The organism is Citrobacter sp. CK202 (genome assembly GCF_030333225.1).
Taxonomy (GTDB): domain Bacteria; phylum Pseudomonadota; class Gammaproteobacteria; order Enterobacterales; family Enterobacteriaceae; genus Citrobacter_B; species Citrobacter_B koseri.
On the sequence record NZ_JAOWGI010000021.1, the window covers coordinates 151,067 to 172,306 of the forward strand.

Annotated in this window: 21 protein-coding genes; 9 read left to right on the forward strand and 12 right to left on the reverse strand. The window is 54.4% G+C overall.

Annotated features, from left to right (window positions below):
• Window positions 1-89: 89 nt before the first annotated feature.
• Window positions 90-1,286: a glycine C-acetyltransferase gene (gene kbl / locus OGX84_RS06440; RefSeq protein WP_012135757.1), complete on the forward strand. Its 1,197-nt coding sequence runs from the start codon at window positions 90-92 to the stop codon at window positions 1,284-1,286.
• Between the two features lie 9 nt (window positions 1,287-1,295).
• Window positions 1,296-2,321, forward strand: a complete 1,026-nt coding sequence (gene tdh / locus OGX84_RS06445; RefSeq protein WP_012135756.1) for an L-threonine 3-dehydrogenase — start codon at window positions 1,296-1,298, stop codon at window positions 2,319-2,321.
• A 53-nt stretch (window positions 2,322-2,374) separates the two neighbouring features.
• Here tdh and rfaY read toward each other — a convergent pair whose 3' ends face one another.
• Complete coding sequence (gene rfaY, locus OGX84_RS06450; RefSeq protein WP_110493650.1) at window positions 2,375-3,061, reverse strand: lipopolysaccharide core heptose(II) kinase RfaY; 687 nt, start codon at window positions 3,059-3,061, stop codon at window positions 2,375-2,377.
• A 179-nt stretch (window positions 3,062-3,240) separates the two neighbouring features.
• Between rfaY and OGX84_RS06455 the strand changes: the two genes are divergently transcribed.
• Window positions 3,241-4,275 carry a glycosyltransferase gene (locus OGX84_RS06455; RefSeq protein WP_114848115.1) on the forward strand — a complete coding sequence of 345 codons (1,035 nt, stop codon included), beginning with the start codon at window positions 3,241-3,243 and terminating at the stop codon, window positions 4,273-4,275.
• On the opposite strand, the gene OGX84_RS06460 is transcribed toward OGX84_RS06455, so the two are convergent.
• The 3 genes from OGX84_RS06460 to gpmM are packed head-to-tail and all read right to left on the reverse strand — an operon-like array spanning window position 4,262 to window position 8,068.
• Window positions 4,262-5,227, reverse strand: coding sequence for a divergent polysaccharide deacetylase family protein (locus tag OGX84_RS06460; protein WP_200024271.1), 966 nt, complete (start codon window positions 5,225-5,227; stop codon window positions 4,262-4,264). The two genes, OGX84_RS06455 and OGX84_RS06460, sit on opposite strands and share 14 nt — an antisense overlap.
• A gap of 3 nt (window positions 5,228-5,230) precedes the next feature.
• Window positions 5,231-6,490: a murein hydrolase activator EnvC gene (gene envC / locus OGX84_RS06465; protein WP_230032335.1), complete on the reverse strand. Its 1,260-nt coding sequence runs from the start codon at window positions 6,488-6,490 to the stop codon at window positions 5,231-5,233.
• Between the two features lie 33 nt (window positions 6,491-6,523).
• Entirely contained in the window at window positions 6,524-8,068 is a 1,545-nt protein-coding gene (gpmM, locus tag OGX84_RS06470; protein ID WP_115608707.1) for a 2,3-bisphosphoglycerate-independent phosphoglycerate mutase, read from the reverse strand.
• 247 nt (window positions 8,069-8,315) lie between these two features.
• Here gpmM and OGX84_RS06475 point away from each other — a divergent pair, with 247 nt between their 5' ends.
• The 5 genes from OGX84_RS06475 (at window position 8,316) to cysE (ending at window position 11,459) form a co-directional block, all read left to right on the forward strand.
• A complete protein-coding gene (locus OGX84_RS06475; RefSeq protein WP_012135748.1) occupies window positions 8,316-8,747 on the forward strand; it encodes a rhodanese-like domain-containing protein in 432 nt (143 codons plus the stop codon).
• Between the two features lie 27 nt (window positions 8,748-8,774).
• Window positions 8,775-9,026, forward strand: a complete 252-nt coding sequence (gene grxC / locus OGX84_RS06480; RefSeq protein ID WP_047358806.1) for a glutaredoxin 3 — start codon at window positions 8,775-8,777, stop codon at window positions 9,024-9,026.
• Between the two features lie 47 nt (window positions 9,027-9,073).
• Window positions 9,074-9,541, forward strand: a complete 468-nt coding sequence (gene secB / locus OGX84_RS06485; RefSeq protein ID WP_003024155.1) for a protein-export chaperone SecB — start codon at window positions 9,074-9,076, stop codon at window positions 9,539-9,541.
• Window positions 9,541-10,560, forward strand: a complete 1,020-nt coding sequence (gpsA, locus tag OGX84_RS06490; RefSeq protein WP_101744172.1) for an NAD(P)H-dependent glycerol-3-phosphate dehydrogenase — start codon at window positions 9,541-9,543, stop codon at window positions 10,558-10,560. The genes secB and gpsA overlap by 1 nt, the downstream gene beginning before the upstream one ends.
• Before the next feature lie 77 nt (window positions 10,561-10,637).
• Complete coding sequence (gene cysE / locus OGX84_RS06495; RefSeq protein WP_012135745.1) at window positions 10,638-11,459, forward strand: serine O-acetyltransferase; 822 nt, start codon at window positions 10,638-10,640, stop codon at window positions 11,457-11,459.
• Between the two features lie 81 nt (window positions 11,460-11,540).
• On the opposite strand, the gene trmL is transcribed toward cysE, so the two are convergent.
• The 5 genes from trmL to OGX84_RS06520 form a co-directional block, all read right to left on the reverse strand.
• A complete protein-coding gene (gene trmL, locus OGX84_RS06500) occupies window positions 11,541-12,014 on the reverse strand; it encodes a tRNA (uridine(34)/cytosine(34)/5-carboxymethylaminomethyluridine(34)-2'-O)-methyltransferase TrmL (RefSeq protein ID WP_012135744.1) in 474 nt (157 codons plus the stop codon).
• Window positions 12,015-12,157: 143 nt separating this feature from the next.
• Window positions 12,158-13,348 carry a quinone-dependent L-lactate dehydrogenase gene (gene lldD, locus OGX84_RS06505; protein ID WP_047460285.1) on the reverse strand — a complete coding sequence of 397 codons (1,191 nt, stop codon included), beginning with the start codon at window positions 13,346-13,348 and terminating at the stop codon, window positions 12,158-12,160.
• Window positions 13,345-14,121, reverse strand: a complete 777-nt coding sequence (gene lldR / locus OGX84_RS06510; RefSeq protein ID WP_012135741.1) for a transcriptional regulator LldR — start codon at window positions 14,119-14,121, stop codon at window positions 13,345-13,347. The genes lldD and lldR overlap by 4 nt, the downstream gene beginning before the upstream one ends.
• The gene (gene lldP / locus OGX84_RS06515) at window positions 14,118-15,773 is read right to left on the reverse strand and encodes an L-lactate permease (protein ID WP_012135740.1); all 1,656 of its coding nucleotides are present in this window, start codon (window positions 15,771-15,773) and stop codon (window positions 14,118-14,120) included. The genes lldR and lldP overlap by 4 nt, the downstream gene beginning before the upstream one ends.
• 270 nt (window positions 15,774-16,043) lie before the next feature.
• Window positions 16,044-16,406, reverse strand: a complete 363-nt coding sequence (locus OGX84_RS06520) for a YibL family ribosome-associated protein (RefSeq protein WP_012135739.1) — start codon at window positions 16,404-16,406, stop codon at window positions 16,044-16,046.
• 290 nt (window positions 16,407-16,696) lie between these two features.
• Between OGX84_RS06520 and OGX84_RS06525 the strand changes: the two genes are divergently transcribed.
• Window positions 16,697-16,906 (forward strand): hypothetical protein, encoded by a 210-nt coding sequence (locus tag OGX84_RS06525; RefSeq protein WP_012135738.1) that lies wholly within the window; start codon window positions 16,697-16,699, stop codon window positions 16,904-16,906.
• A 12-nt stretch (window positions 16,907-16,918) separates the two neighbouring features.
• Here the strand turns inward: OGX84_RS06525 and mtlR are convergent, their stop codons facing one another.
• From mtlR to mtlA, 3 genes are all read right to left on the reverse strand, one after another.
• A complete protein-coding gene (gene mtlR / locus OGX84_RS06530; protein WP_012135737.1) occupies window positions 16,919-17,509 on the reverse strand; it encodes a mannitol operon repressor MtlR in 591 nt (196 codons plus the stop codon).
• Complete coding sequence (mtlD, locus tag OGX84_RS06535) at window positions 17,506-18,654, reverse strand: mannitol-1-phosphate 5-dehydrogenase (protein WP_024131058.1); 1,149 nt, start codon at window positions 18,652-18,654, stop codon at window positions 17,506-17,508. The genes mtlR and mtlD overlap by 4 nt, the downstream gene beginning before the upstream one ends.
• 227 nt (window positions 18,655-18,881) lie before the next feature.
• A complete protein-coding gene (mtlA, locus tag OGX84_RS06540; RefSeq protein WP_012135735.1) occupies window positions 18,882-20,795 on the reverse strand; it encodes a PTS mannitol transporter subunit IICBA in 1,914 nt (637 codons plus the stop codon).
• Between the last annotated feature and the right edge of the window lie 445 nt (window positions 20,796-21,240).

The following is a 21,240-nucleotide window of genomic DNA, read 5'->3' on the forward strand; positions in this document are numbered from 1 at the left end:
CATTTTCAAGAAGTGATGATGCGTCATCTCGTATCAATGTATAGCTTTGGGTAATATGTGCTGAAATTTGCCCAGTCTGGAGAATCGCAATGCGTGGGGATTTTTATAAGCAGTTAACCAACGATCTGGAAACCGCCCGTGCGGAAGGATTGTTTAAAGAAGAGCGCATTATCACGTCTGCGCAGCAGGCGGACATCACCGTGGCAGACGGAAGCCACGTCATCAACTTTTGCGCCAACAACTATCTGGGGCTGGCTAACCATCCCGAACTGATTGCGGCAGCAAAAGCGGGAATGGATTCTCACGGGTTTGGCATGGCTTCAGTGCGCTTTATCTGCGGCACTCAGGACAGCCATAAACAGCTGGAGCAAAAACTGGCGGACTTCCTCGGTATGGAAGACGCTATTCTGTACTCTTCCTGCTTCGACGCCAACGGCGGCTTGTTCGAAACCCTGCTGGGCGCAGAAGATGCGATTATCTCGGATGCGTTAAACCACGCCTCGATTATTGATGGCGTTCGCCTGTGTAAAGCGAAGCGTTTTCGTTATGCCAACAACGATATGCAGGAGCTGGAAGCGCGTCTGAAAGAGGCCCGTGAAGCTGGCGCTCGTCATGTGCTGATCGCCACCGACGGCGTGTTCTCGATGGACGGCGTTATCGCCAACCTGAAAGGCGTCTGTGACCTGGCAGACATTTACGGCGCGCTGGTGATGGTTGATGACTCCCATGCTGTCGGTTTTGTCGGGGAGAACGGTCGCGGTTCTCACGAATACTGTGACGTAATGGGACGCGTGGACATCATTACCGGTACGTTAGGCAAAGCGCTGGGTGGGGCATCTGGCGGTTATACGGCGGCGCGTAAAGAGGTGGTGGAGTGGCTGCGTCAGCGTTCCCGTCCGTATCTGTTCTCTAACTCCCTGGCGCCTGCCATTGTGGCGGCCTCCCTTAAAGTGCTGGAGATGGTTGAGGCGGGGAGCGAACTGCGCGATCGCCTGTGGGCGAATGCGCGTCAGTTCCGTGAGCAAATGTCCGCTGCGGGCTTCACGCTGGCTGGCGCCGATCACGCTATTATTCCAGTGATGCTGGGTGATGCGGTGGTTGCGCAGCAATTTGCCCGCGAACTGCAAAAAGAGGGGATTTACGTGACCGGATTCTTCTATCCGGTTGTTCCGAAAGGTCAGGCGCGTATTCGTACCCAGATGTCTGCGGCGCATACCCCTGAGCAAATCACGCGTGCGGTTGAGGCGTTCACACGTATTGGTAAACAACTGGGCGTTATTGCCTGAGGATGTGAGATGAAAGCGTTATCCAAACTGAAAGCGGAAGAGGGCATCTGGATGACTGACGTTCCGGTACCGGAAGTCGGGCATAACGATCTGCTGATTAAAATCCGTAAAACAGCCATCTGCGGCACTGACGTTCACATCTATAACTGGGATGAATGGTCGCAAAAAACCATCCCAGTTCCGATGGTGGTAGGGCATGAATATGTCGGCGAGGTGGTCGGTATCGGTCAGGAAGTTAAAGGCTTCAGGATTGGCGATCGCGTTTCCGGCGAAGGCCATATTACCTGCGGCCATTGTCGTAACTGTCGCGGTGGCCGTACGCATTTGTGCCGCAATACTCTGGGTGTCGGTGTTAACCGTCCCGGTTGTTTTGCGGAATATCTGGTACTTCCGGCGTTTAACGCCTTTAAGATCCCGGATAACATCTCCGATGATTTAGCCTCTATCTTCGACCCCTTCGGCAATGCCGTACACACGGCGCTGTCGTTCGATCTGGTCGGTGAAGATGTGCTGGTTTCCGGTGCCGGCCCGATCGGCATCATGGCGGCGGCGGTAGCGAAACATGTGGGCGCGCGTCATGTCGTGATCACGGATGTGAATGAGTACCGTCTGGAACTGGCGCGTAAAATGGGCATCATCCACACGGTGAACGTTGCGAAAGAGAACCTGACCGACGTGATGGCTAATCTGGGCATGACTGAAGGGTTTGATGTCGGCCTGGAGATGTCCGGTGCGCCGCCTGCGTTTCGCGCCATGCTGGATACCATGAACCACGGCGGTCGTATCGCGATGCTGGGGATTCCGCCTTCGGATATGTCTATCGACTGGACGAAGGTGATCTTCAAGGGGCTGTTTATTAAAGGTATTTACGGTCGTGAGATGTTTGAAACCTGGTATAAGATGGCGGCGCTGATTCAGTCTGGTCTGGATCTGTCTCCGATCATCACCCACCGTTTCTCCATCGATGAGTTCCAGAAAGGCTTTGATGCGATGCGTTCAGGCCAGTCAGGAAAAGTGATTCTGAGCTGGGACTGATAGCATCCTGCTGGCGGCCAGGTTTTCCCGAACCTGGCCGTAAAATGGCGTTTTTATTTTCCGCGCATCTTGCGGGATAAGCGTCTGAATTTCTCTTTAAGCTGAATAAGCTTATAAACCAGACCCTGACCTTCAATATTCATATGGTATTTATTTTGTAATACTAAAATATCATTTGCCTGGCAAATTTTCAGACTTCCTTTGCAGGATAAATCGATGATGCGCAATTCCCCGGAAGGTGTGCGGATAAAGTTTCCGGCATGAATATCATTGGAGGCCAGACCTGCCCGGTGCAGTTGCTGAATACACGCCTTAATATCTTCTTTATTGCTTTCATTAATATCATTTAATGGCTCCCCTTCAATATATTCATGAAGGGTATACACATCATAGCACTGGCGAAAACGTGTTTTCTCGGCCACACAGTAGAGATCGGCGGTACAGGCACGCACTTGTGGCGCCAGGCTGTCCAGTTTTTGGATCAGCTGAGAATAAAAAGGCCCGGAGAGAAAATTCTGAATCTTTTTCTCAAATCGTGGGTCTATTTCGCGATCGTTTTTGATGATGAACTTCCGTGACTGGTATTCAACAAGTTCTACGCTGCGGAATTCGTTGCCGCTGTTCAGCGGTTTGCCACTGATTTCGTTATTCATATACTTATCCATCAGGGACTTAAGGTCTTTATTTTCCTCTTTGTAATAGACCGTATAGCCCTTTTCATGTGTCTTACTGATGGTCATCACTTCCCTCAAGATAAGTATTCTAAATACGTATAATACAAAGGCGTAGTATACATGGTGAGGCTTCTCATCTGTAGGGTGTTTTGTGCGCCTTAACCATTATCTCCACTGGACTTAATAATTTCTTAATGAAAGCACGGTAGAAAAGGCCAATGTATTAAAGACTGACGGGCCATTCTATGAAAAGCAGCACAAGTACACTGAGTGTTATTATTCCGTTATACAATGCGGGTAATAGCTTCCAGGCATGCATGGAATCTTTGATTGCACAAACATGGAATGCGCTGGAGATCATCATTGTTAACGACGGGTCTACCGACAACTCCGTTGATATCGCAAGGCATTTTGCCGATACCCATTCACATGTTCACCTGTTGCATCAGGATAATGCAGGCGCGTCCGTGGCCCGCAACCGGGGGTTGGCTGCGGCGACCGGCGACTACGTTGCTTTTGTCGATGCCGATGATTTGGTGTATCCGAACATGTATGAAACGCTGATGACCATGGCGCTACAGGATGACCTGGATGTGGCGCAGTGTAATGCAGACTGGTGCATTCTTGAGACGGGGCATACCTGGCCATCCATCCCCACGGATCGCATTCGGTCGACAGGGGTATTAACCGGCCCGGACTGGCTGCGTATGGGGCTGGCTTCACGCCGCTGGACGCATGTTGTCTGGATGGGCGTTTATCGGCGCGCCCTTATTGAAAAACACGCGATTAGCTTTGTTCCAGGATTACATCATCAGGATATTCTGTGGACCACAGAAGTGATGTTCAATGCCACGCGCGTACGCTATACCGAACAGGCGTTGTATAAATATTTTCTTCACGATCAGTCTGTTAGCCGCCTGAAACGACAAGGTGAGCGTAATCTGCATTACCAGCGACACTACATTAAAATCACGCGTTTATTAGAAAAGTTGAATAGTGATTATGCGGATCGCATTCCCGTCTATCCTGAATTTAAGCAACAAATTACCTGGGAAGCGCTGCGGGTGTGTCATGCGGTGCGTAAGGAGCAGGACACGCTTATTCGCCAGCGGATGATCGCCGAAATATTTGCCTCCGGCATGTATAAGCGCATGATGCTTAACATACGAAGCGCGAAGGCGGCTTATCAGGCGCTGTTGTGGTCGGGTCGGTTATACCGGTGGCGTGATAAAACGGCCTCGCACCACCGCGTTGCCCGTAAAGCGATTAATCCGCGTTAGCGTTCTGGGGGGCAGCGATCTTGCCCCAGCCTTGCCACTGATGCCGGAAGTAGTTCACCATCGTGCTCTGCGTAATGCTTTCGCTTAACACGCTAAAGAACCGGCTGGCGTAGACAGGTTCTAACGGTTTCTTCGATTTACACACCTTCACGCCGCGGAACGGATTTCGCGGTGCATCCGGCGTACCGTTTTTCGGTGGCGTCAGATTTGGCGTAGAGGTATCTGTCTGCGGCTCGTTGAGCAGGCTGCTCGGACGCACCAGCGTAATATCCGCAGGCAGGTTATAGACCATCTGCTGAAGGACTCGCACCGTTGATGGATGCGGGTGCCCAATCGCGATAGCGGACCCGTTGCGACGGGCTAACTCAATGGCGCGATTAAACTGGCGACGAATATCCGCTTCGTTCTGCGTATCATCAAGGAACACTTTGCGCTTAATCACCTTCACGCCCGTCCCGGAGGCGGCACGCATCGCCTGGCTGTTGCCAATGGTCATGCTGTCGAGGAAGTAAAGGTTATAACGCTCCAGCGCCTGCATCACTTTTTGCATGCCAAACAGGCTGGAGGTCATCGCGCTGCCCATGTGGTTGTTGAGACCCACGGCATACGGCACCTTATTCACCGCATCGCGAATAATGCGTTCAATTTCGTCGCTGCTCATCTCCGGGCGCAGCGTATCTTTCTCCAGCGGCTGCTTGCTCAGCGGCGCCATCGGCAGATGGATCAGCACCTCATGCCCGCTGTTGTGCGCTTTGGTTGCCATTTCACGGGCATGTGGGGCATTGGGCAGGACGGCAACGGAGAGGGCGGACGGCATCGCCAGCACCTGATTTTCATTGTGCGGACGATAACCAAAATCGTCGATTACGATGGCGAGTTTGCCAGCAAAAACAGGGGCGGCGAATGCCAGCAGGCTGGCGAGTGAGAATATTGTGCGACGAAAGTGAGGCAAAACTTATCTTCCCAACCACGGCTGTGGATTGACGGCCTGACCCTGGCGACGAATTTCGAAATAGAGTGACGGTCGGCCCTGACCGCCGCTGCTGCCTACAAGCGCAATAGGCTGGCCTGCGCGAACCTGTGTGCCAACGCTGACCAGTGCGCTCTGGTTATACCCGTAAAGGCTCATATCGCCTTTACCGTGTTCCACGACGACGACCAGACCGTAGCCCTGCAACCAGTCCGCCAGAATCACCCTGCCGTCCGCAATTGCTTTGACTTCAGTACCTTCAGACGCACCGATAACCATCCCTTTCCAACGTAGCTCACCTTGCAGCTGTTCGCCATAACGATGCAGCGTTGGGCCGCGAACAGGCCAGAATGCCTGGCCGCGCGGTGAACCCAGACCGCCGGTACGGGACATCAACGATTTTTCGCTTTCGGTTGGTTTGTAGGTTGTGCCTTTGCGGGTGGCTTCCTGCTGACGATTGCGCACCGCCTGCGCTTCGCGGGCTTCTCGCTCCGCCCGGGCTTTGGCGGCCGCCTCTGCGCGCGCGATGCTGTTGCGCAGGCGGGATTCGTTCGCTCGCAATTCACTTAACTGCTGTTGCCCCTGCTGGATTGACGACTCAAGACCGGCGATCGTTTTCTGACGCTCATTACGCGCCTGCTCCAGCTTCGCCTGTTGGGCGCGTTGTTCATACAGCAGCGTCTGTTGCTGGCTCTGTTTCTCTTCCAGCGCCGCCTTCTGAGACGCCACCTCTTCACGCGTCTGTTTCAGTTCGGCAATGGTGTCCTGGCGCGCCTGGTTCAGATAACCGAAATAGGCCTGCAAACGCTGCCCGCGCTGGCTCTCTTCACCGCTAAGAATGAGCTGAATCCCCGTATGCTCGCCCTGGCGAAACGCCGCATCCAGCTGCGCAGCAAGGCTGCGTTCCTGAATGGCTTTTTGTTGTTCCAGCTTCGCGATAGACGCGTTCATCGCGTCGATCTGCTTATTCAACTGGGCAAGGGTATTCTGGGTTTCACGCAGTTTACGCGCGGCGGCGGAGATGGCCTCTTCCTGCGTTTTGAGCTGTGCGAGCAAACTGGAACGTTGCTGCTGTTGCTGGCGCACGGCGCGCTCTTTGGCGGCGATATCCGCCTGGATGGATTTGAGCTGATCGCGATCATCCGCATGGGCGGAAAAGGCGCACAACAATACGCCAGCGCTCAACACGCTGGCGTAAATCATGGGCCTGACTGAAAACCTGCGTGGTTTCACGACCCGTGTAATGGAATTAAACGCCTTTCCCCTCATGGGGAAGGATTATTCCACGATGAACAGCGGCTTACCAGTCATCTCTTTCGGGATTTCCATACCCATCAGCGTCAACATCGTCGGTGCGATATCAGAAAGTTTGCCGCCTTCGACCGCTTTTACGCTTTTCGCGCCGACATAAATCAGCGGAACCGGCAGGTTGGTATGCGCAGTGTGCGCCTGGCCGGTGGATGGATCGCGCATCTGCTCGGCGTTGCCGTGGTCTGCGGTGATTAGCAGTTGGCCGCCAACGGACTCAACCGCTTTAGCAACCTGCTCAACGCAGTGATCCAGTGCTTCAACCGCTTTAACCGCCGCTTCCATCACGCCAGTGTGACCGACCATATCGCCGTTCGGGTAGTTACAGATGATGGTGTCATACTTGCCGCTCCCGATAGCCGCAACCAGTTTTTCGGTCAGTTCTGCGGAACTCATTTCCGGCTGTAGATCGTAGGTCGCCACTTTAGGCGAGTTGATCAGGATGCGTTCTTCGCCTGCAAACGGTTCTTCTACGCCGCCGTTGAAGAAGAAGGTGACGTGGGCGTATTTTTCCGTTTCGGAAATGCGCAGTTGGGTTTTGTCGTTCTTCGCCATCCACTCGCCGAAGGTGTTTGCCAGCGATGCCGGTGGGTAAGCTACGGCGGTTTTGATATCAGCGGCGTACTCGGTCAGCATGACGAAGTTCAGATTAACCACTTTCTTACGGGTGAAGCCGTCGAAATCAGCATTAACGAACGCGCGGGTAATTTCGCGGGCGCGGTCAGCACGGAAGTTCATGAAAATCAGCGTGTCGCCGTCTTCCATCGCGGCATCGGCCTGACCTTCCGCGCGAATGACGGTCGCTTTCACAAATTCGTCGTTTTCGTCACGCGCGTAAGCGGCCAGCAGGCCAGCAACGGCGGTATCGGCCTGGAACTCCCCCTGCGCCAGCGTCATCAGGTCATAGGCCTGCTCAACGCGATCCCAGCGGTTGTCGCGGTCCATTGCATAGTAACGACCAATAATGGACGCTACGCGGCCTTTGCCCAGCGCGGCAAACTTGTCTTCGAATTTTTTCAGCGAGGATTCCGCGCTGCGTGGCGGGGTATCGCGGCCATCAAGGAAGGCGTGCAGATAAATTTTCTCTGCGCCGCGTTCTGCGGCCAGTTCGACCATCGCCATGATGTGATCTTCGTGGCTGTGCACGCCGCCCGCAGACAGCAGGCCCATAATGTGCACGGCTTTACCGGTATTTTTCGCCTGATCGACCGCCGCCGTCAGTACCGGGTTAGCGAAGAAGGTACGTTCTTTAATTTCAACATCCAGGCGCGTCAGATCCTGATACACGATACGGCCCGCGCCCAGGTTAACGTGACCCACTTCGGAGTTGCCCATCTGACGGTCCGGCAGACCCACTTCCAGACCGGAAGCGTCGATCAGGGTATGCGGACGTTTTGCCCACAGAGCATCCATTACCGGGGTTTTGGCATTCAAAATGGCGTTATCCTGGCTGTCTTCACGGTAGCCATAGCCATCCAGAATCACCAGTACCATAGGTTTTTTAGAAACCGACATTGCGACAACCTCACACTCAATAGACAAAATAATTGCGTAATTTTACTACAGCTGAATCGATAAAATAGCCTCAGAAGATCAAAGAATGGGGCAGAGAGCGAGCCGGGGACGGCGCGGATCGACGTTTTTTTTCCGTAGCGCCCCGCAAAAATGCAATCCATTGCACGCTCTGGCTGTATTTGCGCCAACGCGCAGGTATACTCCTTTCCTGGTTTTTTAATCACTGAGTCGGGAGTTGTTACCCCCCATGCAAGAAATTATGCAATTTGTTGGCCGCCATCCCATACTGAGTATCGCCTGGATTGCGTTACTGGTGGCGGTGTTGTTCACCACTTTCAAAGGCCTGATGTCTAAAGTTAAGGTTATTACTCGCGGCGAAGCGACGCGTCTTATCAACAAAGAAGACGCCGTTGTGGTGGATTTACGTCAGCGTGACGACTTCCGCAAAGGCCATATCGCGGGCGCGACTAACCTGCTGCCGAGCGAAATCAAGGCCAACAACGTTGGCGAGCTTGAAAAGCACAAAGATAAGCCTCTGATCGTGGTTGATGGTTCCGGTATGCAGTGTCAGGAATCCGCAAACGCACTGATCAAAGCGGGCTTTGAGAAAGTTTTTGTGCTGAAAGAAGGCGTTGCGGGCTGGAGCGGTGAGAACCTGCCATTAGTGCGCGGGAAATAACGCGTTACTCAACACGGGAGATAAGTCATGGCCAACATCGAGATCTACACCAAAGCAACCTGCCCGTTTTGCCATCGTGCAAAAGCGCTGTTGAGCAGTAAGGGTGTGAGTTTCCAGGAACTTCCGATTGACGGCGATGCCGTAAAACGTGAAGAGATGATCAAGCGTAGTGGCCGCACGACGGTTCCGCAGATTTTTATTGATGCACAGCACATTGGCGGCTGTGACGACTTGTATGCGTTGGATGCGCGTGGTGGACTGGATCCCCTGCTGCGTTAAAACATGCCGCAAGTATTTTAAGGACAACACTAAAGGGTTTTCTACACATGTCAGAACAAAATAACACCGAAATGGCTTTCCAGATCCAACGTATCTACACCAAGGATGTGTCTTTCGAAGCGCCAAATGCGCCGCATGTTTTCCAGAAAGATTGGCAGCCAGAGGTTAAACTTGATCTTGATACGGCGTCTACTCAACTGGCAGATGACGTATACGAAGTGGTACTGCGTGTTACCGTAACGGCTTCCCTGGGCGAAGAGACCGCTTTCCTGTGCGAAGTTCAGCAGGGCGGCATTTTCTCCATCAGTGGTATTGAAGGAACTCAGATGGCGCATTGCCTGGGTGCATACTGCCCGAACATTCTGTTCCCGTATGCCCGCGAATGCATCACCAGCCTGGTTTCACGCGGCACGTTCCCGCAACTGAATCTTGCGCCGGTTAACTTCGATGCGCTGTTCATGAACTATTTACAGCAGCAGGCTGGCGAAGGTACTGAAGAACATCAGGATGCCTGATGAACCAAAGTAATGCTTCAATGACTGTGATCGGTGCTGGCTCGTACGGCACCGCTCTTGCCATCACCCTGGCGAGAAACGGCCACCAGGTTGTCCTGTGGGGCCACGATCCTAAACATGTCGCGACCCTTGAGCGAGACCGCTGCAACGTCGCGTTCCTCCCTGATGTGCCTTTTCCCGATACGCTACGCCTTGAAAGCGACTTAGCCACCGCGCTGGCGGCCAGCCGTAACATTCTGGTGGTGGTACCAAGCCATGTCTTTGGCGAGGTGCTGCGACAGATTAAACCGCTGATGCGTCCTGATGCGCGCCTGGTCTGGGCGACCAAAGGTCTGGAAGCGGAAACGGGGCGCCTGTTGCAGGATGTCGCCCGTGAAGCGTTGGGCGATGACATCCCGCTGGCGGTGATATCCGGCCCGACGTTCGCTAAAGAACTGGCGGCGGGTTTGCCGACGGCAATTTCTCTGGCGTCGACGGACGAAACCTTCGCGGATGATTTGCAGGAACTTTTGCACTGCGGTAAGAGTTTTCGCGTCTACAGCAACCCCGATTTCATCGGCGTGCAGCTGGGCGGTGCGGTGAAAAATGTGATTGCGATTGGCGCAGGCATGTCTGACGGCATCGGTTTTGGCGCAAACGCACGTACCGCGCTGATCACGCGTGGGCTGACGGAGATGTCGCGTCTTGGCGCGGCGCTGGGGGCCGATCCGACCACCTTTATGGGAATGGCTGGTCTGGGCGACCTGGTTCTGACCTGTACTGACAACCAGTCGCGTAACCGCCGTTTTGGCATGATGCTCGGTCAGGGCATGGATGTTCAGGGCGCGCAGGACAAAATTGGTCAGGTGGTTGAAGGCTACCGTAATACAAAAGAAGTTCGTGAGTTGGCGCACCGTTTTGGTGTCGAAATGCCAATAACCGAGGAAATTTATCAAGTATTGTATTGCGGAAAAAACGCGCGCGAGGCAGCATTGACGTTATTAGGTCGTGCACGCAAGGACGAGCGTAGTCGCCACTAGCCGTAAGGATCTGTTTTATTAAATGACCCGGCCCGCGAAGAACGGGCCGGTCGTTAGCCTGATACCTGGAGTCAGCAATGTCATGTGAAGAACTGGATATCGTCTGGAACAATATTAAAGCCGAAGCCCGGGCTCTGGCGGACTGTGAGCCGATGCTGGCCAGTTTCTACCACGCGACGCTACTCAAGCATGAAAACCTGGGCAGTGCGCTGAGCTATATGCTGGCGAACAAACTCGCATCTCCGATTATGCCTGCCATCGCCATCCGTGAAGTGGTGGAAGAGGCCTACGCCGCCGACCCGGAAATGATCGCCTCTGCTGCCTGTGATATTCAGGCGGTACGCACCCGCGACCCGGCGGTAGACAAATACTCGACGCCGCTTCTGTATCTGAAAGGCTTCCATGCTCTCCAGGCCTACCGTATCGGCCACTGGTTATGGAATGAAGGCCGCCGCGCGCTGGCGATATTCCTGCAAAATCAGGTTTCTGTCACCTTCCAGGTCGATATTCACCCGGCGGCGAAAATTGGACGCGGCATTATGCTCGATCACGCGACGGGGATTGTGGTCGGTGAAACGGCGGTAATCGAAAATGATGTCTCGATCCTGCAATCGGTCACGCTTGGCGGGACCGGGAAAACCAGCGGCGATCGTCATCCCAAAATTCGTGAAGGCGTGATGATTGGCGCCGGGGCGAAGATCCTTGGCAATATCGAAGTGGGGCGCGGCGCGAAGATTGGCGCGGGCTCCGTGGTCTTGCAGCCTGTACCGCCACACACCACCGCAGCGGGCGTTCCGGCGCGGATTGTCGGCAAGCCCGACAGCGATAAGCCGTCAATGGATATGGATCAGCATTTTAACGGGATTCACCATACGTTCGAATACGGCGACGGCATCTGACTTTATGCCCGGTAGCGCTGTGCTTACCGGGCCTACCAGATCCGTAGGTCGGATAAGGCGTCAGCCGCCATCCGACAAAAATCAACGACGCAATACCGCGCCAGGATACCCCAACTGGCGCCATGCCTCATACACCACGACCGACACCGCGTTCGACAGGTTCATGCTGCGGCTGTCCGGCATCATTGGAATACGAATTTTTTGTTCTGCGGGCAGCGCGTCGAGAATGGTCGCCGGTAAACCGCGCGTTTCCGGGCCAAACATCAGGTAGTCCCCATCCTGATAGCTCACCGCGCTATGGGCAGGGGTGCCTTTGGTGGTCAGAGCAAACAGACGCTGTGGGTTTTCGGCGGCGACAAAGGCGGCGTAATCGTGATGGCGCTGTACGGCGGCAAACTCATGATAGTCCAGCCCCGCACGGCGCAGACGTTTATCATCCCATGTGAAGCCCATCGGCTCGATAATATGCAGACGAAAACCGGTATTGGCGCAAAGACGAATAATATTGCCGGTGTTTGGTGGGATTTCTGGTTCGAATAATACGATATTCAACATGCTTAACTGCCCCCTTAAGTGCGGGGGGCAGAATAGCAGAAAATACGTTCACCCTCACCCTGTAGTAGGCCTGATAAGCGTAGCGCCATCAGGCTCCCTGATGCACATTACATTGTCGGATGGCGGCTGACGCCTTATCCAGCCTACGCCGCATCACCCTGCGATAGTGGCGCCAGCGCAGCCGGAACAGACTTACCGAGTTCCTGCACCAGCGAATCACGGCTGATCTCGCTGATTGATTTTGCGCCGGTCAGCGTCATGGCGACCTTCATCTCTTTTTCGATCAGATCCAGCAGGTTCGCCACGCCAGCCTGACCCGCCGTCGCCAGCGCGTACAGATACGCACGGCCAAGCAGTACGCTATCGGCTCCAAGCGCAATCATGCGTACCACGTCCAGACCATTACGAATTCCGCTGTCCGCCAGAATGGCGATATCGCCTTTCACCGCGTCGGCAATGGCGGGCAGGGCGCGGGCGGAGGAGAGTACGCCGTCGAGCTGGCGGCCGCCGTGGTTAGAGACCACGATGCCGTCAGCGCCAAAGCGTACCGCGTCGCGGGCGTCTTCGGGATCGAGGATCCCTTTGATCACCATTGGGCCGTCCCAGAATTCACGGATCCACTCCAGGTCTTTCCAGGAAATCGACGGATCGAAGTTGTTCGCCAGCCAGCCGATGTAATCTTCCAGCCCGGTCGGTTTGCCAAGGTAGGCGGAGATATTGCCCAGATCGTGCGGACGACCGTTCAGGCCGACATCCCAGGCCCATTGCGGATGGGTCGCAGCCTGCCAGTAGCGGCGCAGGGCGGCATTCGGGCCGCTCATCCCGGAGTGGGCGTCACGGTAACGCGCGCCAGGCGTTGGCATATCGACGGTAAAGACCAGCGTGGAGCAGCCCGCCGCTTTGGCGCGCTCCAGCGCGTTACGCATAAAACCGCGATCGCGCAGGACGTACAGCTGGAACCACATCGGGCGTTTAATCGTCGGCGCGACTTCCTCGATGGGGCAGACAGAAACGGTGGAGAGGGTAAACGGAATCCCTTTCGCATCGGCGGCGGCGGCGGCCTGAACTTCACCGCGACGCGCATACATTCCGCACAGGCCAACCGGAGCCAGTGCAACCGGCATCGACAGCTTTTCGTTAAACAGGGTGGTTTCCAGGCTCAGGTCGGACATATTCTTCAGCACGCGCTGGCGGAGCGCCACCTCTGACAAGTCTTCCACGTTACGACGCAGGGTGTATTCCGCATAGGCGCCGCCGTCGATGTAGTGGAACAAGAAAGGGGGCAGAATGCGTTGGGCTGCGGCGCGATAATCGCTGGCTGCTGAAATGATCATGCTTTGTTCTCCCTGGAAATCTCATTATGGTCACCGGGCAGGCGGGTAATACGCGCCTGGCGGGCCTGGTCTTCATCAAATCGTTTAATGGTGGTGTGGACGAAACTGAGGTGCGCCATCATGGCTTTACGTGCGCCGTCGGCATCACCGGCCAGAATGGCGTCCATCACCGCCTGATGTTGTTCCGTCAGTTTTGAAAACACCGGCGGAACGAGATACATACGCTGGCGGCTCTGCTTCACGGATGATTGCAGGACATCAAAGAAGCCGCGCATGGTCTGCAACAGCACGACGTTGTGCGAGGCCTCCGCAATCGCGAGATGGAAGCGAACATCCGCCTGAGAGGCGAGGTCCGGGTCTTCACTGAGCGTGGCGTCAAAGCAGAGCTTAATTTTCTCTTTATCAGCGGGTGTGGCGCGCATTGCAGCGTGCCACGCGGTGCTGGCTTCAATGGCGTGGCGGGCTTCCAGAATGTCGAAGCTGTAGTCCGGGTCGTCCGCCATCAGCGTTTTCAACGGCTGAACGATATTCTGTTCGGACCAGGTTTCATGCTGCCAGCGAACGAACGTTCCGCCGCCCCGGCGGCTGATCAGCACGCCTTCACTGACCAGTTTCGCCAGCGCCTCGCGCAGAGAATTGCGCGACACGCCCAGTTGTACGGCCAGCTGGCGCTCGGCGGGCAACTTCATGCCCGCCTCCAGCTGTTGTTCTTCAATCAGCGCCCGCACACGAGAAGCGACCTCGTCTGACAGGCGTTTTGGCATCACAATCACGGAATCATCCAGGTTAAGACATAGGCCTGAAGTGTGGTAATCACACCCACCATGCAGGTGAAAATCAGGCTGTGTTTAACGGTAAAGCGGAACAGGTCGGACTCTTTCCCTACCAGACCCACTGCCGCACAGGCAATGGCGATAGACTGCGGAGAGATCATCTTACCGGTTACGCCGCCGGTGGTATTCGCCGCCACCATCAGCACGTCAGAGACGCCGATTTGCTGGGCGGCCGTCGCCTGCAGGGCGGCAAACAGCGCGTTTGATGAGGTATCAGACCCCGTCAGGAATACGCCCAGCCAGCCAAGGAACGGCGAGAAGAAGGTAAAGGCGCTGCCCGTATGCGCCAGCGCTAACGCCAGCGTAGAGGAGAGCCCGGAGTAGTTAGAGATAAACGCGAATGCCAGCACCATCCCGATGGAGTAAATCGGCAGCGCTAACTCTTTCAGCGTGCTGCCAAATGTCTGGATTGCGGCAGACGGTTTCATTTTCAGCCAGACGACGGACAGCAGCGCAGCGAACAGAATGGCCGTACCGGTAGCGGAGAACCAGTCGAACTTATAGACCGCAGCGTAGGCGGTTGCCTCATGCACCACTGGCGGCATACGGGCAACCAGCTTATCGAGATGCGGAACCGGAATATTAATCACCCAGTCGTACAGCGCGCCGCCTGGGGCAAACATCGCTTTAAACGGCGGAACGCTCCAGAGGGTAACGGTCGCTGTCAGGAACAGGAACGGCGACCATGCGCGAACGACTTGACCAACCGTGTAATGGGTGCGGTCCAGCGTCTGATCGACCTGTGAAGCGCCCATATCGCCAAAGCGGAAAATACGTACCGGCTGCCAGCGTTTCAGGAACAGCGTCAGACAGACCAGCGAGACCAGCGACGAGATGATGTCCGGCAGTTCCGGGCCGATAAAGTTAGAGCTGAGGTACTGGGCGATAGCAAATGAACCACCCGCCACCATCACCGCAGGCCAGGTCTCTTTCACGCCGCGCCAGCCGTCCATAATCGCCATAATCCAGAACAGTACGATAATGGTCAGGAACGGCAACTGACGGCCGACCATCTGGCCGATCTCAAAGCTGTCCAGCCCGGTGACCTGACCGGCCACCAGAATCGGAATCCCCATCGCGCCAAACGCGACCGGCGCGGTGTTGACGATCAGGCACAAACCCGCCGCATACAGCGGATTAAAGCCCAGGCCGACTAGCAGAGCCGCAGTAATCGCCACTGGCGCGCCAAAGCCCGCTGCCCCTTCAAGGAATGCCCCGAAGGAAAAGCCGACGATCAGCATTTGCAGACGCTGGTCAGGGGTGATTGACAATATTGATGACCGGATGATATCGAATTGCCCGGTTCTGACAGAGATTTTATAGACAAAGACGGCGGCGATAATGATCCAGGCAATCGGCCACAGACCATAGAAGAAGCCATACACCACCGCAGCCAGAGCGTTATCCACCGGCATTTTGTAAAACAGCAGCGCGACAGCCAGCGCGATTGCGACCGTCCAGGAGGCGGCGATATAGCCTTTCAGCTTGAGCTTAATCAGCGCGAAGAAAAAGAACAGGATCGGAAGCGATGCGATCAGGCTGGAAATCCAGATGTTACCGGCCGGATCGTAGTTTTGTTGCCAGAGATTCATTGCAGGTCTCCTGAGGGTCACACGCATAATGCAATGAGTCTTTTGCTCATCTCTTTGTCACATTATGTGTAAAAGTGGCCCTGCCAATATTGGGATGTAGGGGTAATGACAATGAATGGTTAATTAAATGTTGCTTATTGGCAACGCTAGTGTAGGTGAATTTTAATGAACTGTGAACCAGTGATCGGATTAAGGGATAATTGGTTGGGCCAATTGGGGGAGGGGAGGGAAAGGGCGGGCCGGGCAAGCGTGCGCGTACCCGGCAGAAGGTTAAAACTCGGTTTTTGCGAAACCGGTCATCTCTTTCAGACCCATTTCACGGCCTAACGCCGTCATTGGGTGGACGACAACCAGACCGCGCACGCTTTTCTTCAGCTTGCCCATATCGGCCTGTTCTTTTTTGGTAATCGCGCGGCGAAACGGCAGGTTCATCAGCTTTTGCGCTTCTTTACTCAGCTTCTGGCTGTGAACGTCACGCAGGCGCACGATCTCGGCTTCCAGCGTGGCTTTCTCTTTTTCCAGCTCGGCATATTTGTCAGCGGCATCGACAAGGGATAGCGAGGCCTGCTGGTGGCGGATGGCGTCCAGGCGATCGCTCAGACGTTTAATTTCGTTTTTTTCGACTTCTTTCATGGGATAGCTTCTGATGGAACCAGGATGAATTTTCTATAGTATGCGCGCAGAGCGGGATTATTCACAACTAATGGGATAAAAATAATCAAATAAAGCAAGTATTATAATGCTAATAGATTATGTAACGTATTGATTTAATACTTATTTAATAAACAAAACGTGATGTTAACGGTTTCTGTATGGCGGTTTGCGATTAAGCACGTTTTCCCCAATAGAAAACCCTGTCTGAGCCTAAACTAAAATTAGCGGCCGCGCATTCCCCGACGCGGAGAATACATGGAGATATCATCATGGTTAAAATAGGTGACAACGTTCCGCTTCTTATTGATAAGGCTGTAGATTTTATGGCTTCGAGTCAGGCATTTCGGGAGTATCTGAATAAAACGCCGCCGCGCGATATGGTTCCTGATGAGGTGCCGAAGGCAAATGCGCAGATGTACCTGCAACGTCTGGAATATTATCGCCAGCTCTATCAGCCGCAGCCGGAAGAAAAACAGTAAGTGGTTGACGGTCTATTTTTGAAAGGCTTTTTTTAAGCTGATTTTAGAAATCAGCTCGGTCAGGGAAAGCACCATCGTTGAGCGTACCGCTTGCTGGTAGCGCTGAATTTGCATGGCGTATAAACCCGGGTCAGAGGTCTCAAAATGCGGCGGCGGCGGTAACGCCGTCACGCAGTGCAGTTCGCCAAACGGCCCGAGAATTTCGTCGTCGGTGAACGCATATTCATTACCGTCATGATTCAGTTCTTCACGCAACGCCATCAGCAGTTCCGCATCTTCGTATTCAGGGCGACTGAGTACTCCCAGACCGTAGATCAGTTTCAGACGTACCGAGAGATCGCCCAGCGGTCCATCGCCGTCGAGCAACGGTTCCACTGCGTATTTCACCGCATAATCGTCTTTGCGAAACACCTGAAGTACCAGAATATTCACCGCCTCGGTGAGTAACTCTACGGCGGTGATGAGGAAACTTCGTACGGTTTTGCCAGCATTCAGACGCTCAAGCACGCGGTTTTCAAAGGCCTGGGTTTGTTCCATTATTGCCTGCATATCTGACAATCTGTCATTCGGGCGCAGGATGACCTGCGCCGTATTTTGCCTCATTTGGTCGCGTTGTATGCGTTAACCGCCTCCGCTACCACTTCGCTGTTTACATCCAGCCCGGAAATTTGCGCCAGCGCTTCCTGCGGCCCTTTCTCTGCGATCAGCGCAGCCAGTTCCTGGGCCTGCGGATCGTCTTCGCTGGTAAAGTGCATCGCGGCAGCGATACCGTTGACCAGGTTAACGTGCGGCAGGCCGTATTCCAGCGTGCCCAGCAGCGGTTTGATCAGACGGTCGCCCGCACTCAGTTTACGCAACGGCTGGCGGCCAACACGCTCAACGTCATCTTTCAGATACGGGTTTTCAAAACGACCGAGGATTTTCTGAATGTATGCCGCGTGTTTGTCGGCATCAAAACCGTAGCGTTTGATCAGCACCGCGCCGCTCTCTTCCATCGCCCCTTTTACCACAGCGCGGATTTTCTCATCGAGAATCGCGTCACGGATGGTCTGATGACCGGTTAATTTTCCGAGGTACGCGGTTATAGCATGCCCGGTGTTCAGCGTGAAGAGTTTACGTTCGACAAATGCCATCAGGTTATCGGTTAATTCCATACCTGGAATATCTGGCAGCGCGCCTTTGAACTGCGTTTTATCGACAATCCACTCGCTGAAGGTTTCCACGGTGACTTCCAGCGGGTCGTTCGTGGCGGAGGCGGAAGGCGGCACGATACGGTCGACGGCGGAATCGACAAAACCGACATGTTGTTCAACCCAGGCTTTGTCTTCATCCGCCAGGGCGTTCATCACATGACCTTTCAATTGCGTGGTGCCGCGCACCATGTTTTCGCAGGCAATGATGTTAAGCGGCGCTTCAATCCCCTGCGTTTTACGTTTAACCAGGCCTTTGGCGATGGCCGGAGCAATGCGTTCCAGTACCACCGGCCCAACGGCGGTGGTGACCAAATCGACATGCGCAATCAGCTCAACCACGTCATCGCTGATGCTGCTCACGGCATTAACGCCGGAAACCGTATCAACCTGCTCATTTTCACCCACCACATGAACCTGATAGCTATGACGGGCATTCAGGGCGTCGAGCACGACCTGGTTTACATCCGCGAACGTCAGTTGTATCCCCGCGTCAGCCAGCAGTTTGCCGATAAATCCACGACCGATATTACCTGCGCCAAAATGTAATGCTTTCATAGTGTTAACCTTCATTAATGTTTTTACCCGAGAGGGCTGGGGTGAGGGACCGCATGGCTTCCCCCCTCACCCAAACCCTCTCCCTTGCGGGAGAGGAAACCGTACACCGCAGGCCTGGTAGCAGCGCCACCGGACATGATGCCGGATGGCGGCGTAAACGCCTTATCCGGCCTACGGGAACTGCACATCGTAGGCCCGGTAAGCGCGAGCGCCACCGGGCAACGGACTTACTTACGACCGGCCAGCAGTTCCAGCACTTCATCCACGCTGGTGGTATGCGCCAGACGCTCGATCACGGACTCATCATCCAGCGCGTTAGTCAGGCTGGTGATGACCTGGATGTGCTCGTTGTTACGCGCCGCGATACCAATGACCAGGCGGGCGATATCGTCTTCTTCTTCACCGAAGCGAACGCCTTCCGGGTACTGGCAGAACACCACACCGGTTTTCAGCACACGGTCTTTGGCTTCCACGGTGCCGTGCGGTACGGCGATAGACTCACCCAGATAAGTCGGGGTCAGTTTTTCACGTTCCAGCATGGCGTCGATGTATTCTGGCTCAACATAACCGCCTTTCACCAGTTGCTCGCCCGCAAAGCGAATGGCTTCTTCTTTAGTGGCGGCTTTACGACCCAGGAAGATGTTTTCTGCGCCCAGCTTGAACAGGTTGTTATCCCCTTCATCAAAGCTGTCTTTCAGATGATCGCGTACTTTCTCTTCGTTGGTGTTGTGGCGCTGCGCGGCAACCAGACGTTCGGTCAGGCTGGTGTACAGTCCGCTATCCAGGAAGTTGGTCAGCGAAATGTGCTGCGCTTGCGGAACCTGGCGCATGGCGCGCTCGGTCAGGTCACGGTGAGTGATGACCAGGTCGACATCCGGCGGCAGGTTGTTGATCGCGCTGTTGGTGACGGAAATCTGGCTCAGACCCGCATCCTGAACTTTTTTGCGCAGTACGCCCGCACCCATTGCGCTGGAACCCATACCGGCATCACAGGCAACGATGATTTTACGTACATGGCTCAGGTCGTTGGTCACATCGCCAGCGGACAGCGCGGATGCGCCTTTAGATTCCGCTTTCATGTCCTGCACGCGACGGGTTGCCGCGTCGATATCATCATCTTCTTTCACTTTGCTGGTTTTCAGCAGAATGGAGGCAATGATGAAGGAGACCGCCATAGCAGCGATAATCGCCGTGATGTTAGCGAAGTAGGCGCCTTTTGGCGTCATCGCCAGTACCGCCAGGATAGAACCCGGAGACGCCGGAGAAACCAGACCGCCGTTCAGGATGGTCAGCGTAAACACGCCAGTCATACCGCCGAGGATAACGGCCAGGATCAGACGCGGGTTCATCAGCACGTACGGGAAGTAAATTTCGTGGATACCGCCCAGGAAGTGGATGATTGCCGCACCGCCAGCAGACTGTTTTGCGCTGCCGCGACCGAAGAACATGTACGCCATCAGGATGCCCATACCCGGGCCTGGGTTAGCTTCGATCAGGAAGAAGATGGATTTACCCAGCTCATGGGACTGCTGAATACCCAGCGGCGAGAAGATACCGTGGTTGATCGCGTTGTTAAGGAACAGGATTTTCGCCGGTTCAACGAAGATAGACGCCAGCGGCAGCATGTCATGGACAACCATGAAGTTAACGCCGGCTGCCAGCAGTTTGGACAGGACTTCAACCGCCGGGCCAATGCCGAGGAACGCCAGAATCGCGAGGATCATCCCGATGATGCCAGCGGAGAAGTTATTCACCAGCATTTCGAAACCGGATTTGATCTTACCGTCTACCCAGCTATCGAATTTCTTGATGCAGTAGCCGCCCAGCGGGCCTGCGATCATTGAGCCGAGGAACATCGGCATGTCCGCACCGACGATAACGCCCATCGTGGTGATAGCACCGACCACGCCGCCGCGCTCGCCGCCTACCAGCTTACCACCGGTATAACCGATCAGCAGCGGCAGGAGGTAGGTGATCATCGGACCAACGAGCTTTGCCAGCGTTTCGTTAGGCAACCACCCTGTTGGAATAAATAATGCGGTGATAATACCCCACGCGATAAACGCGCCGATATTTGGCATCACCATATTGCTGAGGAAACGACCAAAGCTTTGCACCTTGATCTTAATATCGGATGACATAAAAACACCCCTTCTTATGTTTGCTGTCGCGCAGGCTCGAAGCCCGAGGTTTGTTAATGTAGCGGCAGAGGTAGCCGGACCCTGTAGATAGTGCGAAATCTGGCACTGAATCGTTCAACTGTCCAGTTGCTGGCTTGTTGTGTGATTTAGGTCACATGAATATAGGGTAGATGGTGGTTATTGATGTGATATTGATCACAAAACAGCTGTGTAAAAAAACAACAAACCTGGAATCACCGATGGAAATAGCGTTTAAATGTGAACTGTTTCACATTTTTGATTTGAGGGTTTGTTGAATTTTTGTGATCTAAATCACAAGATATTTTCATCCGAAACCTGTGTGGTGTGATCTTAAGCAGATTCCGCCTCATGCTTCATTCTGATGTGTAATTGAGCAACCTCTCGCCGTGCAAAATTATCTTTTGGTTTGATGGCGAAAATGGCG

Coding starts and splice junctions, on each gene's coding strand:
- kbl (WP_012135757.1), top strand. CDS start 90: ATGCGTGGGGATTTTTATAAGCAGTTAACCAACGATCTGGAAACCGCC.
- tdh (WP_012135756.1), top strand. CDS start 1,296: ATGAAAGCGTTATCCAAACTGAAAGCGGAAGAGGGCATCTGGATGACT.
- rfaY (WP_110493650.1), bottom strand. CDS start 3,061: ATGACCATCAGTAAGACACATGAAAAGGGCTATACGGTCTATTACAAA.
- OGX84_RS06455 (WP_114848115.1), top strand. CDS start 3,241: ATGAAAAGCAGCACAAGTACACTGAGTGTTATTATTCCGTTATACAAT.
- gpmM (WP_115608707.1), bottom strand. CDS start 8,068: ATGTCGGTTTCTAAAAAACCTATGGTACTGGTGATTCTGGATGGCTAT.
- OGX84_RS06475 (WP_012135748.1), top strand. CDS start 8,316: ATGCAAGAAATTATGCAATTTGTTGGCCGCCATCCCATACTGAGTATC.
- grxC (WP_047358806.1), top strand. CDS start 8,775: ATGGCCAACATCGAGATCTACACCAAAGCAACCTGCCCGTTTTGCCAT.
- secB (WP_003024155.1), top strand. CDS start 9,074: ATGTCAGAACAAAATAACACCGAAATGGCTTTCCAGATCCAACGTATC.
- gpsA (WP_101744172.1), top strand. CDS start 9,541: ATGAACCAAAGTAATGCTTCAATGACTGTGATCGGTGCTGGCTCGTAC.
- cysE (WP_012135745.1), top strand. CDS start 10,638: ATGTCATGTGAAGAACTGGATATCGTCTGGAACAATATTAAAGCCGAA.
- trmL (WP_012135744.1), bottom strand. CDS start 12,014: ATGTTGAATATCGTATTATTCGAACCAGAAATCCCACCAAACACCGGC.
- lldD (WP_047460285.1), bottom strand. CDS start 13,348: ATGATCATTTCAGCAGCCAGCGATTATCGCGCCGCAGCCCAACGCATT.
- lldP (WP_012135740.1), bottom strand. CDS start 15,773: ATGAATCTCTGGCAACAAAACTACGATCCGGCCGGTAACATCTGGATT.
- OGX84_RS06520 (WP_012135739.1), bottom strand. CDS start 16,406: ATGAAAGAAGTCGAAAAAAACGAAATTAAACGTCTGAGCGATCGCCTG.
- OGX84_RS06525 (WP_012135738.1), top strand. CDS start 16,697: ATGGTTAAAATAGGTGACAACGTTCCGCTTCTTATTGATAAGGCTGTA.
- mtlR (WP_012135737.1), bottom strand. CDS start 17,509: ATGAGGCAAAATACGGCGCAGGTCATCCTGCGCCCGAATGACAGATTG.
- mtlD (WP_024131058.1), bottom strand. CDS start 18,654: ATGAAAGCATTACATTTTGGCGCAGGTAATATCGGTCGTGGATTTATC.
- mtlA (WP_012135735.1), bottom strand. CDS start 20,795: ATGTCATCCGATATTAAGATCAAGGTGCAAAGCTTTGGTCGTTTCCTC.